The sequence below is a fragment of the Dactylosporangium sp. NPDC051484 genome, from assembly GCF_040689395.1.
GTDB lineage: Bacteria > Actinomycetota > Actinomycetes > Mycobacteriales > Micromonosporaceae > Dactylosporangium.
The window spans coordinates 1-14832 of the sequence record NZ_JBFAZX010000061.1; the positions used below are offsets into that span (position 1 = coordinate 1).

Consider the following 14832-nt stretch of genomic DNA (forward strand, 5'->3'; position numbering starts at 1 on the left):
GCCCGGCAATCTCCCAGAAGTCGTCCGGCGCCCACGTTCCCACCATGTCATCAACCACATCGGCCACGAAACGAAGATCATGCCCGAGGTCAGCACCTCACCATCTGAGACACGCCCTTACGGTCAAAGGCGTTGACCCACCGTGACACTGCCTGAGGTGAGACACCGAGCATAGTGGACACCGCCGCCTGAGTATGGCCCGCCTTGACCGCCGCAACCGCCCGGCGACGCAGATCCTCTTGCGCCTGCGGGGAAAGCCGACGCGCGTCACGCACCACAACACCCATACACAGCCAACGATCACAACATGTTTGCGTTACGCATCAATAAGAATGCGTGTGTCGCAGGCGAGGCGAGGTCGGGGACGGGACTGGATGCGGCTCCGCGACGATCTCGTAGTCCTCGAGCCCGGCGCTCTGCGCCCGCCTCCAGTACTCAACGTTGCGGAAGGGCGAAACGAAGACGAGCCGGCCGCGCGAGTTTCGGAAGAACGTGTCCGTCCCGGGGTGGGTCCACACGGTCGTGGCGCTGGTCCGGTCGACGAGATCCGCGTACTCGTCGAAGACGTCCCGCCGGACGTCGATCGCCCGGATACCGAGGTCGAGCATGCCCGTGAGCAGCCGGCCGACGTGGCGCATCTGCACCTCCATGAAGTGCATGAAGCTGCCGCTGCCCGGGAACGAGTTCGGCCCGCCCAGCAGGAAGAGATTGGGGAAGCCGGGCACCGTCACCCCGAGGTAGGCACGCGCGTCGTCGTCGTCCCAGGCCTCGCGGAGGGACTGCCCGTCCCGGCCGATGATCTCCAGCGACGACACGAACCGCGATGCTGTGAAGCCTGTGGCCCACACAAGGACGTCAGCTTCACGGACGGCTCCGGAGCTGCTCACCACCCCGCCCTCGACGACGCCGGTGACGGCCTCTTCCACCAGTTCCACGTTCGGCCGGCGCAGCGCCCGGTACCAGCCGTTGTCGAGCAGGATGCGCTTGCCGAAGGGTGGATACCCGGGGACGACCTTGCCGAGCAGGTCCTCCCGGCCGGCCAGCTCGTCACGGATATATTGCGTGAAGAACTCGCGGTGGCCGTCGTTGCGGGCGTTGACCGCCCGCTCAGGATGGGGCCAGTCGGGGTCCTTGCGCAGCGCGTCGAGGACCTTGTCGCCGAACTGCCAGTAAAGCTTCAACCAGTACCACGTTCGGTAGAGCGGAAAGGCGCGCAGAAGGTAGCGGGACCCCGGGTCGATCGGCTGCTGGAACTTCTCGAAAGGCGCGATCCATGGTGGGGTCCGCTGGAACACGGTCAAGCTACGCACCGACGGGGCGATCGCCGGAACGATCTGCATCGCGCTCGCACCACTCCCGACCACCGCGACCCGCTGGCCGGTGACGTCGAGGTCGTCGGGCCACTGCGAGGAGTGGAACGACCGCCCGCCGAAAAGGTCCAGACCCGGCAGCGCTGGAACGAACGGTCGGTTCAGAATGCCGACCGCGCTGACGATCGCGTTGACCGAGATCGAATCGTGCAAGCCGTTGGCGTCGCGCAGTTCCACGTCCCAGAGCCGCCGGCCCTCGTCGAACTCCGCCCGCACGACCTCGGTGCCGAAGCGGGTCCGCGGGCGCGCGCCGATCCTGTCGAACGTGTCCGCGAAGTACCGCTCGAGCTCACCCCGAAGCTCGAAGTGCTGCGCCCAGTCGCGCGGCGCGAAGGAGAACGAATAGAGGTGGCTGGGTGTGTCAACCCCCGCACCGGGGTAGCGGTTATCCAGCCAGTTCCCACCGGGCGCGTCGTGCCGGTCGACGACGAGATAGGAGATACCCATGCGCTCCAGACGGTGGGCCGCGATGATGCCGGACACCCCCGCGCCGATGACGAGTACGCGGAGGCCCGAACCGTCGCGCACCGGGCGGGCCGACCCGTCGTCCACACTCGCGCGGCGGCGGAACTCCCGCGCGAACATCTCGCCGTAGCTCCGGTCCACCGGCTCTCCCACGCACACCTCGAGCATGCGGCGGGTCTGCTCTGGGTCCGGCAGCGCGACGGCTGGGGCGCGCCCGTCTTGCAGGTCCAAGAGCGCACGGACGCCGGCGGCGCGGATCTCCTCTTGCACAGGCTCAGTTAGACCACCCGAGTCGTGGTCGCCTAGACCCTTGCTCCTGGTCGGGAGATAGGGCGGCCGGAGCCAGCGTTCGTCGCCGGTCACCTGGTAGATCACCATGAGCAGGGTCGGAATGTTTGCCGATCTCACTAGCCGCCGAAGCTCCTGTGGTGTCTGGCGATGCGGCTCCGGCTCATCGATCACGACGACTCCCCTCTGGCGGCATTGCCATCGCAACTGGCCTGCGTCGGGCGGCGAACGGCATCATTCCACGGTAGGGAGGCCGCCCTTCGTACGTCAACAATATTGTTGAAAATAGGAGGTGAGGCACAGCCAGGAGACGACCGCGTTCACGACTCGCCCCGCGGTCCGGCGGGTGCCGGCCTCGTCTTACTCGTAGATCCCGCGACCCCCTTCCAACCGGGCCGACCCGCCGCGAGCAGGTTTGCGCAGGCCACCCGTGGGCCGAAGTCGCTCGCCGAGGGAGCCCGACGGCGGGTCGAGGACGAGGAGGGAGGCGTCGAGGCCGTTGCAGTCCCGAGCTCGAGCGGGCCGATCGGGGAAATTCAGCCCTGCCGGAGCACGTGGTCGACGCCCTCAGCCGTGCCGGCGACGGCGGTGCTGGACAGCTACGAGGTGTTGGCCCCGAAAAGCAGATCGGGCGGAGCGGCCACCGGCGCACCACCCAGCACCGCCCGCCTCACCCGAGGTCCAGGTCGCCCGCCTCGACAACAACCGCGGCCCTCTGCACCGCCTCCCCGCGGCCGGCGCAGATCCGGACCCGCGCATGCTCCGCCGCCTCGGCGGTCAGTCGGCTCTTGCCCGCCAGCCGGCCGAGGCTCGCCCGCCTCGCGGCACCGACCCGCTCGAACCGCGCCGGCGACTGACCGGTCAGCACTACATCGTAGCCGACCGTGACCGGCAGCTGCGCAATTCCCGACCCCCGTGGTGTCGCCACCCGGGACGGCGACGCGATTCGTCTCAGGGTCAGTCGACACATCCGCAGTCTAGCGCAGGTGTTAACGTAAGCGTTGAACTACCTGGCCGCAACTGACCCACACATCAGTCAGGAGCGCCCCATTTCTCTACCCGTCGATCAGGGACTGTCCGGCGGCGGCCGCCAGAAACCAGTGGTCATGCCCGCACCGCCGTCGAGCACGACCGTCTGACCGGTCAGGTAGGAGGCAGCCGCCGAGCTGACGACGACCACCATTGTGGCAACCTCGTCCTGCTCGGCGAACCGCCCGAGCGGGATCACGGCGGCGAGCTCGTGGTCGGTGTCGCCGTCGCGGGCATTGCGGTCGGTTCGGACGATCCCGGGAGCGACGGTGTTTACCCGGATGCCGTGCGGGCCGAGCTCGACCGCGAGGTTCGCCGTGTACGAGTTCAGCGCGGCTTTGGCCGCGCCGTAGGCGGCCTGGCCCGGGAACGGGACCACGCCCGCCAACGAGGAGACGAGCGTGATCGCGCCGCCGCGGCCCCGCGTCCGGGCTGCGGCGGCGAAGGCCGAACAGAACTCGACGTGGTGCAGAAAGTTGGTCTCCAGGGCCTCGCGCTGCAGCTCGGCCGAGACCTCTGCCGCCGGTGCGGCGGCTCCCCGTCCGACGACGTTGACGAGGATGTCGAGCCCGCCCAGCTGCTCATCGGAGCGCAGCAGGGCGGCCCGCGCCGCTCCCGGCTCTCGCACGTCGGCCTGGATCGCAAGGGCGCCGAGCTCCGCGGCCGTGGCGGCGGCCCGCACGCCGTCGAGGTCGATCAGGGCGAGCCGGACACCGAGACCGGAGAGCATCCGGGCAACGGCGCGCCCGATACCGAACCCGCCCCCGACGACGAGCGCCGCTTTTCCGTCGAGGCCGAGCACCGCGCCGACCGGCCCCGCTCCCGCGGCGCTCATCGGTCCCGGGGCAGGCAGAGCCGCTGCCCCGGGCCCAGCAGTGCACCGGCCGGTCGAGCTGGTCCTCCACCTGGCTTCGGATCAAGGACCAGATGTGCTCGTGCAACTGTGCGAACAGCGTGACGAAGACGACCGTCGCACCCTCGTGGCGTGACGCCCGTGGGCGATCCGAGGGGCATTGCCATTGGTTGACCTCCGCGTCGTCGAGCAGACACCCGTCGAGTGGGGACGAGCGTACCCGCGGCACTCCCAGAATGGCAACACTATTGTTGAAGATTGCGTTCGGCTTTCGTACCGGGCAGGGAGGCTGACCAGGAGGTATGAAACGGCTCCCCTGACGCATCCGTGGGTCCATGATCGCGTGATTTTGGCAACGGATGAGGCGTAGTTCATCCGGTCCCAGGCATCGTTGGCGGGGTTTTCCTTGCGGTGCAAGTCTGCGGGACCGGCTTGCGGGCAGGCCGGCGGCATCACCGACGCGCAGGTCGAGGCGGTGATCGTCAAGACCCTCGAAGCGGCTCCGTCCAATGAGCACAGCCACTGGTCAACTCGGTCGATGGCACGGGCGACCGGGCTCAACCAGACGGCCGTGTCACGGATCTGGCGGGCGTTCGGGCTCAAACCGCACCTGGTCCACACCTGGAAGCTGTCCGCCGACCCGCTTTTTCATCGACAAAGTCAGTGACGTAGTCGGGTTGTATCTGGATCCGCCGGACAAGGCGATGGTCCTCGCGGTCGACGAGAAGTCCCAGATGCAGGCCCTCGACCGTACCGCGCCGGTGCTGCCGATGATGCCGGGCACCCCCGAACGCCGCACCCACGACTATGCGCGGCACGGCGCCACCAGCCTGTTCGCTCCGCGTTGGACATCGCCACCGGCAAGGTGATCGGTCATCATCAGCGCCGGCACCGCCATCAAGAGTTTCTGCGGTTCCTGCACACAGGGTTGATCAGGCCTCATTGCACGATGGACTGATCAACAGCTATGTTGATAGAATTGAAGGGCTGGCCATCGTCGCGATGATGGCCGGAATGACCTCGGGGGGGACTGTGCAGCCAGTGTTGTCGGGCTGGGTGACCGGGGCACGGCCGCTGCGGCCGGTCGACCCCGGGCTGTACCTGTGGGCCGCCAGGGGCTGTCACACCCAGGTGGTTCTGATCGACGTCGAGGCGGTGGACCAGGTCCGGCCGGGGACACTCGCCGCGCTGCGGCACGCCGCGCACGCCTGCGTCGTGCAATCGGTGGGGTTCGTCTTCCCCGGGGCCGCGGAGCTGGCGGACCGGCTTAGCCGGGCCGACCGCGACGAACTCGCCCGGCACCGGCGCCTCCCGAACGTGGCCGCCCTGCAGTGCGCGCCGGGTACGGCCCAGCTGCCGGCCGGGCCGCGGTGAGCGCCCCGCCCGACGCGGGCGTCCGGATCGAGGAACACGCCAGGCATTTGCGCCTGGTCGTCGACAGGCCGCCGGTCAACGCGTTCACCGTGCCGATGTACGACCTGCTCACCGAACTCATCGGCGCCCACTGCGACGATCCGCGCCCGCTGCTGGTGCTGGGCGCCAACGACATCTTTTCGGCCGGCTTCGACACGGGGAACATCGCGGGTTCGAGCGGCGAGCCGGATGTAGGCTCGGAGCTCGAGACGGTCACTCGGGCTGCCGTCCGCTGCCTCACCGCCGTCGAGTCGCATCCGGCGCCGGTCGTCGCTGCCGTCGAACGCGCAGCCGTCGGGTTCGGACTGCTGCTCGCTGCGATGGCTGATGTGCTGGTGGTTTCCGAGGCCGCCCGTATCGGCATGCCGGAGGTTCGACACGGGATGGTCAGCGAGCCCGGCCCGCTCCGCCGGCACCTTCCGCCGGCCTGGGTGCGCCGCATCTGCCTTGGCGGCGAGATGCATCGGGTGGCGGACATGAGCCTGGCCGGCTCCGGGATCATCTACTGCGGCCGCGGCGAAGCGATAAAAACGGCGACCGCGTTGGTCGAGGTCCTGGGCAGCGCCGACGCGGCCGCCGCGGCCCGGATCAAGCAACGCCTCCAGCGCCTCTGACCGACAGGCGTCGCGGCCGCATACCTGTCGCGGGCCACGACTTACGTGTTCGGCCCATTTCCGTGAGTCACCAAGCCCGGACGCAGGTGAGGTCAGGGAGCGTGGGCGAGGAGGGTGGTGACGTCGGCAGACCCGTCCAGATTGGACCGCCTAACTCCGCCCAGGACGGGAGAGCGCTGGGTGCGGCACGGATTGCGTGTGGGCGATTCACGGTCTAAGCCGCGACGACCAGACCCCTCCCGGGAAGATCAGCACCGCAAGCCTTCCGTCTCGGCATCACCGAGGACCAGCCGGTCATCGTGGTCGGCGCCGATCCCCGCCATGTGCGGCTTGAGTGTGTCCTGGTCCGACCAGAACCACGGCGCGCCGTCGTGATGCGCCTCCAGCCCGAGCAGCGACGCCGCTGCGGTCCGCGCCTGGTCGACGGCGTACTGCAAGGCTCTCCAGCTGGCTCGGCACGCCCGTTCCCGGCACGGGCGGCACGGTGCAGTCCCCGTCCCCGCAGAACAGAGGATTCGTGGTTCGAGCCGAGTCGTCGACACGCGGGTCCGCGGGCGCCCCCAGGCTGCGCGGCCAGGCTGACGTCCGCGGTCAGACCGACTCCGACGACGGCGACGTCAACGGCCACAATCTCGCCCGAAGCCAGCCGGACTCCGTGGAGCGGCCCCCGTCGCCGGGTCTGAGTAGAACGCCGCGACCACAGCGTGAGCCGCACGGTGACGCCCGCCGTCGGTGGGCAGCGAGCACCTGGCAGCGACGAAGGAGACCGACCGGCAGACCAGCCGGGCGACCGAGGTACTGTCGCCCAGCATCCGCAGCGACTGGGCCGGTGTGTGGCCAGCCTGTCCATCCCGAGGACCAAGGTCCTGACCTTCCACCGTGCCGCTGCTCAACGTGCCTTCCCCGGCGGGCCGATGGGCGATTGGTCCGGTCCACCCCCGACGTCGGCGGGCGTGGCCGTCATCGCCTCCAGGAGCCGGAACTTCTGGATCTTGCCGCTCGGCGTTGTCGGCAGTTCGTCGACGACTGCGACCGCCCGCGGCACCTTGTACCGGGCCAGCAGGCTGGACGCGTGCTGGAGCAGAATGGCCACGTCCATCTCGACGCCGGGACGAGGCAGGACCCACGCGTGCCCGACGCGGCCGAGCCGCTCGTCCGGCACCCCGACGACGGCCGCGCGGGCCACGCCCGGATAGCTCTGCAAGGCCGTCTCCACCTCGACCGGGTCCACGATCTCGCCGCCGACCTTGAAGTGGTCGCCGCTGCGCCCGACGAACCGCAGCCGGCCCGCGTCGTCGATCGAGGCGATGTCACCGGTGCGGAACCACCCGTCGGCACCGAGCGCGCGAGCCGTCTCCTCCGGTTTGTCGTGGTAGCCGATCGTCACCAGCGGGCCACGCAGCTGCAGCAGTCCGGTGCTACCCGCGGGCAGCACCTCGCCGGTCGCCTCGTCGACGATGCGTGCCCCGAGCCCGGTCAGCGGCGTTCCGACCGTGTCCAGCGCGACGTCCGGCGGATCATCCAGCGTGGGCAGAAAGGCCATCGACGCCGTCTCGGTCATACCGAAGCAGTTGACGCACGGTCCGAAGCGGGCCCGGATGCGGTCGGCCAGGTCCCTGGAGAACGGCGTCACGCACACCCGCACGTGGCTCAGGTCAGCACTCGCGATCCCCGGGTGGTCGAGTTGGTCGATGTAGGTCGTGGGAACGCCGTAAACCACAGTGGCGTGCTCGGCCGCCATCAGCGCCAGCGATTCTGCGGCGTCGAACCGGGGCATGAGCACGATCCGTGCGCCCACCGCCGTCATCAGGACCAGGCCCGCGAGGAGGGCATAGACGTGGAACAGCGGCAGGTAGAGCACCACGACGTCGTCGGGGCCGAGCCGCAGCCGCACCACCGCGTCGAGGAGGGTGGGCAGGAAGCGGTGGGTGTGCACAGCGCCCTTGGGCAGCCCGGTGGTGCCGGATGTGTAGAGCACGATCACCGGGTTGTCCGGATCGATGGTGGGCAGGTCCGCGGTGTCTTCGGGGCTGGCCATCTCGATCAAGGCGCTCCATGCGATAGCGCCGTCGACCGGCTGGTCGACCGTGACGACGCTGGGCGTGCCAGGCAGCTGGCGCGCGATTTCGAGGGCGTCGGCTGCGAGGTCGCGCGAGCGGTGCTCTGCCACTGTGATCACGAGGGACGCTCCGGACTGACCGATCTGGTATTCCGCTTCGGCGGTCCGCAGGCCGGTGTTCACCGGAACCACGACCGCGCCCGCCCGCACGGCCGCGAAGAACGCGATCGCCCACTCGGCGCGGTTCGGCATCCACACGGCCACCCGGTCGCCTGGCCGGACGCCGAGCCGCCGCAGCCCTGCCGCAGCGCGCAGCGAGCGGTCCCGCAACTCGGTGTAGGTGATCCGCTCGTTGCCGTCGACCAGCGCGACGCGGTCGCAAAACCGGGCGGCCGAGGCGTCGAGCAGGGAGGTGATAGTCGCTCCGTACGCGGGCGCGAGGACGGGCCGCGGCCGGGCTCCGGTGCTGCCGGTGCTCATCATTGGGGAACCTCCGGGATATCCGTGATGCCGAGTACGAGATCGATGACGACCGAGCAACCGGCCTCCACTGCCTCGAGCGCGGGTCCGAGGTCGGCCGGGTACACCACCCGGAACCCCGGGACCCCGAACGCGCGCGCGGCATCGGCGAAGGACGGCCATTCGAACAGCGGCAGGCCCGGCCGGACCTGCTTGGCGACGTACTGGTTGTACTCCGACCGGTAGCTGCCGTCGTTGCAGACGAGCACGACAAGCGGCCGGTCGTGCCGCCGCGCCAAATGCAGCTCGGCGAGCCCGCTCATCAGGTAGCCACCGTCTCCGGTGACCAGGGTCGCCGGTGCGTCGGGTGCAGCCACGGCCGCGCTGGTCGCCGCCCCCATCCCGAGCCCGACCGCGCCGAACGAGGTGGAGAGCACCTGGTGCGCGGAGCCGGCAACCTCGAGGTACTTGAACGCCTCGCCGAGGAAGCGCCCGCCGTCGAAAACGACCGTGCGGTCCGCCGGTAATACCCGTTCGAGGGCGCTGAGCACATCCGCGAGGTTAGCCGCTCACCGAGCGGGGCCGACCAGCGCAGGTCGGCCGAGGTGAGCCCGGCGACCACCCGGCCCTGGAAGCACGACAGCGCGACTCCGCCCAGATCAAGCCATTCCACGAAGACGGCCGCAGCCTCAGCGGCGTCGGCGTGCACCGCGGCGTCCACGGGCGCACTGCGACCGATCCGATCCGCCTCGCGGTCGATGTGGATGATCGTCTTGCCCTCAACGAGCTCGTTGCGGCCGGTCGTCCAGGTGTTCATCGACGCATCGAAGGCGACGACGCAGTCGGCGTCGGCGATAGCCTGGGTGCCGCGCGCGGTGGCCAGGGTGCCCAGGACCCCGAGCGAGCCCTCCTCCGCAGTGACCACGTTGCGGGCCCGCAACGTGGTCATCAGCGGAGCCCCCAGCCGACTGGCGAAGGCACGCACGGCGTTCCGGGCGCTGGCAGCGCCGCGGCTCGCCCACTCCCGGACGAGGGCGGGGCATCCTGGGGCTTGTCGACAGTCAGCAAGTCCGCTCCGGCGCCCCGCCCGAACGCCTCCTGGTCGAGGCTCTGCAGGTTGATCGTGTTGTTCGGGGCGGTGTCGCCGCCGAGCAACAGGACGGGGGCGGGGGCGCTGCTGCGGACCAGCTCGACGAGTGCGGTGGCGGTGTTGGTCAGGCCCGGCTCCTCGGTGACGGCGACCACGCCAAGCCAGCCGCTACGCGCGGCGTACCCCTGCGCCATCATGATCGCACCCGCTTCGTGCACGGCGAGACGTGCCGGCAGCCGTGCTCCTCGACGAATTCGTTGGCCATGGACAGGTTCAAGTCGCCGATCAGTCCGAACATCGTGTCGACCCCCGCGTCGACGAGGGCGGCGGCCATGGCCCGATGGACGTACACGGAACCTCCTAGAGCCAGGCGGCGCCCCGGCGCGCAGTGCGAGTGCATCACATCACGGCAATAGGCGTCAACGCACTCGTTGAAACAACGTCTCGGCTCTGCTCTCAGGGCGGGAAGGCGTCCGGGTCACGGGCAGTCGGCCGGATTAGCGCTCAACGGATAAGTTGGCCCGGAACGACGAGCGACAACGCAGGGCGGCCGCCGTCTCATGCGGGGCCACCGGATCGGCACGAGCGGCGAGGCGCGGGTGGCATGACAGGAGACCTGCGGATCGAGGTGCGAGATGGCGTGGCCGAGGTGGCTCTCGACCGGCCGCCAGCGAACACGCTGCCACGCACGACCGAACTGCAGATCGCCGAGGCCTTCGGCTCCTGCCGAGAACGCGACGACGTGTCGGTCGTCGTATTCGCCGGCGCGGGGCAGCCGGCGCCTACTGCTGCGGGTGAGACATCAAGGACCTTGCCGTCGAGCGGTCCGAGCCACCGATGGTCGACATCGACGATCCCTGCCGGGCGACGCGCGAGGCGTTCCGGGGTTTCCGGCACTGCGCTGTGCCGGTCATCTTCGCGGTCAACGGAGCCGCTATCGGTGCGGGTCTCGCCGCCGTCAGTGACATCGTGATCGCCTCGGACACCATGGCGACTTCAAAGTCGTGTGACTGATGGGGCTTTCGGCATCGTGGCTGGTCGAGCGGGTGGGGCGGCCGGAGGCCGGCGTTTTTGATCACGGTCTGGTTGCGGGTGAATCTCTTTTGGGCGTCGCTGATGCCCGAGCACAACGCCGATGTTAACTTTTCGGACCGGCCTCAGTTCTATGACCCGCTCCAAACGGGTTCGCGGCGTTCCTTGAATGCTCGCGCACCTTCCTGGGCGTCCTGGGACGACCTCACGTCACTCACGATGAGCTCCTGCTCGGCCCACTCGTTCTCCGCAGTCCAGTAACGCGACTCCGTCACCACACGCTTGGTCGCACGCACCGCCAACGGACCGTTCGCTGCGATCTGTTCACCGAGCTCCAGAGCTCCGGCGAGCGCGCCTCCATCAGGGACAATGCGGTTGACCAAGCCGAACTCGGCCGCGCGCGCCGCTCCAATGGGCGCCCCAGTGAGGAGGATCTCCATCGCGATCGCGCGCGGCACTCGGCCGGCCAGCCGCAACGCGCCTCCTCCAGCCGCGACCAGCGACCGCTTGACCTCCGGCAATCCGAATCGGGCCGACTCGGCGGCCACGACGAGGTCACACGCCAGCACCATCTCGAACCCGCCAGCCAGTGCCCAGCCCTCGACGCTTGCGATCAGCGGCTTCGCCGGTGGTCGTCGTGTCAAGCCGGCAAACCCTCGGCCGGGTACGTCGGGGCGCTCTCCGGCAAGGAAGGCGACGAGGTCCATCCCGGCTGAGAAGCATCCACCGGCGCCGTGAACGATGCCGACGCTGAGGTGGGAGGCCTCGTCGAGACGATCCATCGCCCGCGCGATGCCGTCGGCGATCTCGCCGTTGATCGCGTTCTTCACAACAGGGCGGTCGATGGTGACCACCAGCACGCGGCCGACCTCGCGCACATCCAGGGCCGCGGTCACGACACGCCCGCAGTAGTCGCCTGGGCGGTGCGTCGACCATCGCGCGAGGGCTCCGCGACCACCACCTGGTGCCCGCAGCTGGCGGCGAGCTGGGCGATTCCGGTGCCTATCGTGCCGGCGCCACGCACAGCGACGCGGTCAAGCTCCATGGAGACCTCCTGGGAGTCGGCTGGCCGCGACCGGGGCCGGTGAGACGGCAAGGCCACTCAGCGGGCGCATCGCGACGTTACGCCGATCCGCAGGAATTTCCAACAAGAACGTTGAATCAGAGCCTCCTCTCGTCGTACCGTCGCCCCATGGACCTCGAGGAGCTGATCATCACCCGTCCCACACCGGGGGTGACCTGCCTGTCGCTGAACAGGCCGCAGGAGCTGAACGCCTGGACGTACGACCTCGAGGAGAGGTTCTTCGCGGCGCTGAACAACCTGCGCCACGACCCAGAGACCCGCGTCGTGCTGATCACCGGTCGGGGCCGTGCGTTCTGCGCCGGCATGTCGATGACGGCGCTCAGCGCCGCCGGCCGCGCCCGGCAGGTCGCTCCGCCGGCCGAGAACCGCCCCCGTATGACAGAGATCTCCGCCTTCCCCAAGCCGACCATCGCGGTCGTCAACGGTCCGGCCGCCGGCATCGGACTGGCGCTCGCGCTGCACTGCGACCTTCGCTTCGTCGCCACCACCGCGAAGCTGACGACCAGCTTCGCGCGCCGAGGCCTGATCGCCGAGCACGGCACGGCGTGGCTCCTACCGCGGCTGGTCGGCATCGCCACGGCGACCGATCTCCTGCTGACCGGCCGTGTCGTGCTCGGCGAGGAGGCCCGGTCGCTGGGACTCGCCAACTACTGCGCACCGCCGGACGAGTTGCTCGCGGCCGCGACGGCGTACGCCGACGAGATGGCCCGCCACTGCAGCCCGCGGAGCTGGGACATCATCAAGGGCCAGCTGGCCCACGGATTCGCGGTCGGGCGCGAGGAATCCTTCGCGATGGCGATGGACCTAGCCTACCGGTCGCTGCTATCGGAGGACTTCCGCGAGGGCGTGGCCGCCTACCGCGCCAAGCGCCCCCCCGCCTTCCCGCCGCTGTCGCCGAATGCGACGTCGGAGACAGCGTGCTGACCTCGGCACTCGACGCCACCTCGCCGACGGCCGCGCGGCGCCGATGACCCTCTCGCGCAGCCCGAGAGACACCGCCCCTGAAGGTCGAGACCTCGATGCGAGCATCCGTCCACAGCGCTCTCGCCGGTCTGTCTGCCTGCTCACCACGACGCTCGCACTGTGCGGCATCTCCGTCTCCCTCCAGCAGTCCCTGCTGCTCCCCCTGGTGAGCGATCTTCCGCGCCTGCTCGACACCTCGGTGGACGACGCGTCCTGGATCATCACAGCGACACTGCTGACCGGGACGGTGGCGATCCCCATTGTCTCGCGTCTGGCCGACATGTACGGCAAGAAGCGCCTGCTGCTCGTGACCTTGGGAGTCCTCGCCCTCGGCTCCGCGCTGGGCGCCGTGACGTCCAGCGTTCCGCTCCTCATCTGCGCGCGCTCGCTCCAAGGCGTGGGACTGGCCTTGGTGCCGGTCGGGATCGCGGTCATGCGCGACGAGCTCCCCCACGACCGCGTGTCGATGGGAGTGGCGCTCTTGGGGGCATCGATCGCCATCGGTGCCGGCGTCGGCCTGCCGCTCTCCGGCGTGATCTCCGAGCACTTCGACTGGCACACGGTCTTCTACGTGACCGCGGTCATCGGCGTGCTGCTGTTCGCGGCGATCTGGTTCGTGGTCGACGAGTCGCCCGTGCGAGCAGGCGGCCGGTTCGACTACACCGGCGCAGTGGTTCTCTCGATAGCCCTGCTGGCCTGCATGCTGGCACTCTCGAAGGGCGAGACCTGGGGTTGGACCTCCACGACCACGCTCGTGCTGGCGGCCTTCGGCGTGGTCACACTCGTCATATGGGTATGCTGGGAGACGCGCATCGACGGTCCGCTCATCGACGTCCGCGTGGCAGCCCGACCGACCGTGCTGGTCGTGAACCTGGCCTCACTTCTGCTCGGCTTCGGCCAGTTCCTCAACTTGCTGATGACGTCGCTCCTCCTGCATCTTCCGACGAGCGCCGAGATGGGCTTCGGCCTGAGCGTCATGGAGACGGGGCTCTGGATGGCCCCCGTCGCGCTGGCGTTTGGCGCGGCCGCCCCCTTCGCCGCGGCCATGACGAAGGCTCGAGGACCGGGCTTCTCACTGGTGGCCGGGGCAGCCGTGATCGTGACCGCCTTCGTCCTCCGCTGCTTCTTCCACCAGGAACTGTGGCAGGTCCTGGTGGGGGCCACCGCGGCCGCAGTGGGCACGTCCATGACCTACGCGGCGATGCCGATCCTCATCATGTGGTCGATGCCGGTGACCCAGTCGGCCTCCGCCAACGGCTTGAACACCCTGATCCGATACCTAGGGACCTCGACGTCGAGCGCGGTCGTCGCCGCGGTCACCGCCGCGAGCGCGACGTCGGTGCACTCCGGACCGAGCGAGCGCGCCATCGTGGGCCTGTTCCTGGCAGCCGCGGCCGCCGCCGGTGTCGCCGGGTTGGCCGCCCTGACGACCCTCTCCAAGAAGCCGGCCCATCCGGCGGACGCCGCCGACGACCCCGCGGCGGCAGCGGCGACCTCGATCACCTGAGCACGCACCGTGCCCGGCCGTCGACGATCAGCCGGGGCCTATCCCGCCGCGGGCCTCCTAGACAAGGTCGAGGCACGCCGCCCATCGGCAATCGGACCACATGTCCCGAAAGGCGCGCGGGTCGATCTCCCAGAGGACCTCCCAATGCCGGGACGGCAGTCCGCAGGCGGTCCGCTCGGACCCGACCTCCTTCACGTGGCCGATACCGAACGGAAGTTCGCCGGGGCCGACGCCGGAGCGATTGACGACCTTATGCGCAGCGGTGACGAACCGTCAGAGACGAAGGCCGGTGTGGTCGAGGAAGTTGAAACACAGGTCGTAGCCGCCGTCGATGCGGTGCAGGCCGTTGTGGGCAGCGGTGTCGGCTTCGCTGATGTGTTCGGGGCAGAGGTTGGCCAGTTCGGTGGCTTTGAGGTTGCCCCAGACCAGTTCCATGGGGGTTGAGGTCGTGGGCGTAGCCGGGCAGCTGTGCCACCACCGGTGTTGTAGCTGCCGGGTTTGGTCTGAAGATCAGCTTGGCTCGGCTGCGGTCGGGCCGGTACGCCAGCACGCCGGCCATGGACATGCGGGTCCAGGAGAACCGGTGCCGCAGTACCGGGGTCTGCC

The 14832-nt window shown here is 69.3% G+C and carries 17 protein-coding genes and 2 pseudogenes; 6 read left to right on the forward strand and 13 right to left on the reverse strand.

What is annotated here, in order from left to right; translation table 11 throughout:
- Nucleotides 1–89 precede the first annotated feature (89 nt).
- The 4 genes from AB0367_RS37825 to AB0367_RS37840 form a co-directional block, all read right to left on the reverse strand.
- Complete coding sequence (locus AB0367_RS37825; protein ID WP_366231340.1) at nucleotides 90–287, reverse strand: helix-turn-helix domain-containing protein; 198 nt, start codon at nucleotides 285–287, stop codon at nucleotides 90–92.
- 36 nt (nucleotides 288–323) lie between these two features.
- A complete protein-coding gene (locus AB0367_RS37830; RefSeq protein WP_366231341.1) occupies nucleotides 324–2210 on the reverse strand; it encodes an NAD(P)/FAD-dependent oxidoreductase in 1887 nt (628 codons plus the stop codon).
- Nucleotides 2211–2793: 583 nt separating this feature from the next.
- On the reverse strand, nucleotides 2794–3093 hold the full coding sequence (locus AB0367_RS37835) for a 3-hydroxyacyl-CoA dehydrogenase NAD-binding domain-containing protein (RefSeq protein ID WP_366231342.1): 300 nt from the start codon (nucleotides 3091–3093) through the stop codon (nucleotides 2794–2796).
- Nucleotides 3094–3189: 96 nt separating this feature from the next.
- Nucleotides 3190–3987 (reverse strand): SDR family oxidoreductase, encoded by a 798-nt coding sequence (locus AB0367_RS37840; protein WP_366231343.1) that lies wholly within the window; start codon nucleotides 3985–3987, stop codon nucleotides 3190–3192.
- 469 nt (nucleotides 3988–4456) lie between these two features.
- Between AB0367_RS37840 and AB0367_RS37845 the strand changes: the two are divergent.
- The 3 genes and pseudogenes from AB0367_RS37845 to AB0367_RS37855 form a co-directional block, all read left to right on the forward strand.
- Nucleotides 4457–4924 (forward strand): annotated as a pseudogene (locus tag AB0367_RS37845) (IS630 family transposase); the annotation flags it as partial.
- A 137-nt stretch (nucleotides 4925–5061) separates the two neighbouring features.
- Nucleotides 5062–5379 carry a hypothetical protein gene (locus tag AB0367_RS37850; protein ID WP_366231344.1) on the forward strand — a complete coding sequence of 106 codons (318 nt, stop codon included), beginning with the start codon at nucleotides 5062–5064 and terminating at the stop codon, nucleotides 5377–5379.
- On the forward strand, nucleotides 5376–6032 hold the full coding sequence (locus AB0367_RS37855; RefSeq protein ID WP_366231355.1) for an enoyl-CoA hydratase/isomerase family protein: 657 nt from the start codon (nucleotides 5376–5378) through the stop codon (nucleotides 6030–6032). Before AB0367_RS37850 ends, AB0367_RS37855 begins: the two co-directional genes overlap by 4 nt.
- Nucleotides 6033–6280: 248 nt before the next feature.
- Here the strand turns inward: AB0367_RS37855 and AB0367_RS37860 are convergent, their stop codons facing one another.
- The 6 genes and pseudogenes from AB0367_RS37860 to AB0367_RS37885 form a co-directional block, all read right to left on the reverse strand.
- Nucleotides 6281–6469: a hypothetical protein gene (locus AB0367_RS37860; protein ID WP_366231345.1), complete on the reverse strand. Its 189-nt coding sequence runs from the start codon at nucleotides 6467–6469 to the stop codon at nucleotides 6281–6283.
- A gap of 452 nt (nucleotides 6470–6921) precedes the next feature.
- Nucleotides 6922–8571, reverse strand: a complete 1650-nt coding sequence (locus AB0367_RS37865; RefSeq protein WP_366231346.1) for a class I adenylate-forming enzyme family protein — start codon at nucleotides 8569–8571, stop codon at nucleotides 6922–6924.
- The gene (locus AB0367_RS37870) at nucleotides 8571–9101 is read right to left on the reverse strand and encodes a thiamine pyrophosphate-dependent enzyme (RefSeq protein ID WP_366231347.1); all 531 of its coding nucleotides are present in this window, start codon (nucleotides 9099–9101) and stop codon (nucleotides 8571–8573) included. The genes AB0367_RS37865 and AB0367_RS37870 overlap by 1 nt, the downstream gene beginning before the upstream one ends.
- A 194-nt stretch (nucleotides 9102–9295) precedes the next feature.
- Nucleotides 9296–9499, reverse strand: a pseudogene (locus tag AB0367_RS37875) (hypothetical protein); the annotation flags it as partial.
- Nucleotides 9499–9837: a thiamine pyrophosphate-binding protein gene (locus AB0367_RS37880; protein WP_366231348.1), complete on the reverse strand. Its 339-nt coding sequence runs from the start codon at nucleotides 9835–9837 to the stop codon at nucleotides 9499–9501. The gene AB0367_RS37880 and the pseudogene AB0367_RS37875, both read right to left, overlap by 1 nt.
- Nucleotides 9834–9992, reverse strand: a complete 159-nt coding sequence (locus tag AB0367_RS37885; protein ID WP_366231349.1) for a thiamine pyrophosphate-binding protein — start codon at nucleotides 9990–9992, stop codon at nucleotides 9834–9836. The genes AB0367_RS37880 and AB0367_RS37885 overlap by 4 nt, the downstream gene beginning before the upstream one ends.
- Before the next feature lie 485 nt (nucleotides 9993–10477).
- Here AB0367_RS37885 and AB0367_RS37890 point away from each other — a divergent pair, with 485 nt between their 5' ends.
- Nucleotides 10478–10654 carry a hypothetical protein gene (locus AB0367_RS37890; RefSeq protein ID WP_366231350.1) on the forward strand — a complete coding sequence of 59 codons (177 nt, stop codon included), beginning with the start codon at nucleotides 10478–10480 and terminating at the stop codon, nucleotides 10652–10654.
- 149 nt (nucleotides 10655–10803) lie between these two features.
- Here the strand turns inward: AB0367_RS37890 and AB0367_RS37895 are convergent, their stop codons facing one another.
- Both AB0367_RS37895 and AB0367_RS37900 read right to left on the reverse strand, forming a co-directional pair.
- A complete protein-coding gene (locus AB0367_RS37895; protein WP_366231351.1) occupies nucleotides 10804–11568 on the reverse strand; it encodes a crotonase/enoyl-CoA hydratase family protein in 765 nt (254 codons plus the stop codon).
- Nucleotides 11565–11717 carry a 3-hydroxyacyl-CoA dehydrogenase NAD-binding domain-containing protein gene (locus AB0367_RS37900; protein ID WP_366231352.1) on the reverse strand — a complete coding sequence of 51 codons (153 nt, stop codon included), beginning with the start codon at nucleotides 11715–11717 and terminating at the stop codon, nucleotides 11565–11567. The genes AB0367_RS37895 and AB0367_RS37900 overlap by 4 nt, the downstream gene beginning before the upstream one ends.
- A gap of 147 nt (nucleotides 11718–11864) precedes the next feature.
- On the opposite strand from AB0367_RS37900, the gene AB0367_RS37905 reads away from it, so the two are divergent.
- On the forward strand, nucleotides 11865–12680 hold the full coding sequence (locus AB0367_RS37905; RefSeq protein ID WP_366231353.1) for an enoyl-CoA hydratase-related protein: 816 nt from the start codon (nucleotides 11865–11867) through the stop codon (nucleotides 12678–12680).
- Nucleotides 12681–12723: 43 nt separating this feature from the next.
- The gene (locus tag AB0367_RS37910; protein ID WP_366231356.1) at nucleotides 12724–14226 is read left to right on the forward strand and encodes an MFS transporter; all 1503 of its coding nucleotides are present in this window, start codon (nucleotides 12724–12726) and stop codon (nucleotides 14224–14226) included.
- Nucleotides 14227–14499: 273 nt separating this feature from the next.
- On the opposite strand, the gene AB0367_RS37915 is transcribed toward AB0367_RS37910, so the two are convergent.
- The gene (locus AB0367_RS37915; RefSeq protein WP_366231354.1) at nucleotides 14500–14661 is read right to left on the reverse strand and encodes a hypothetical protein; all 162 of its coding nucleotides are present in this window, start codon (nucleotides 14659–14661) and stop codon (nucleotides 14500–14502) included.
- Nucleotides 14662–14832 lie beyond the last annotated feature (171 nt).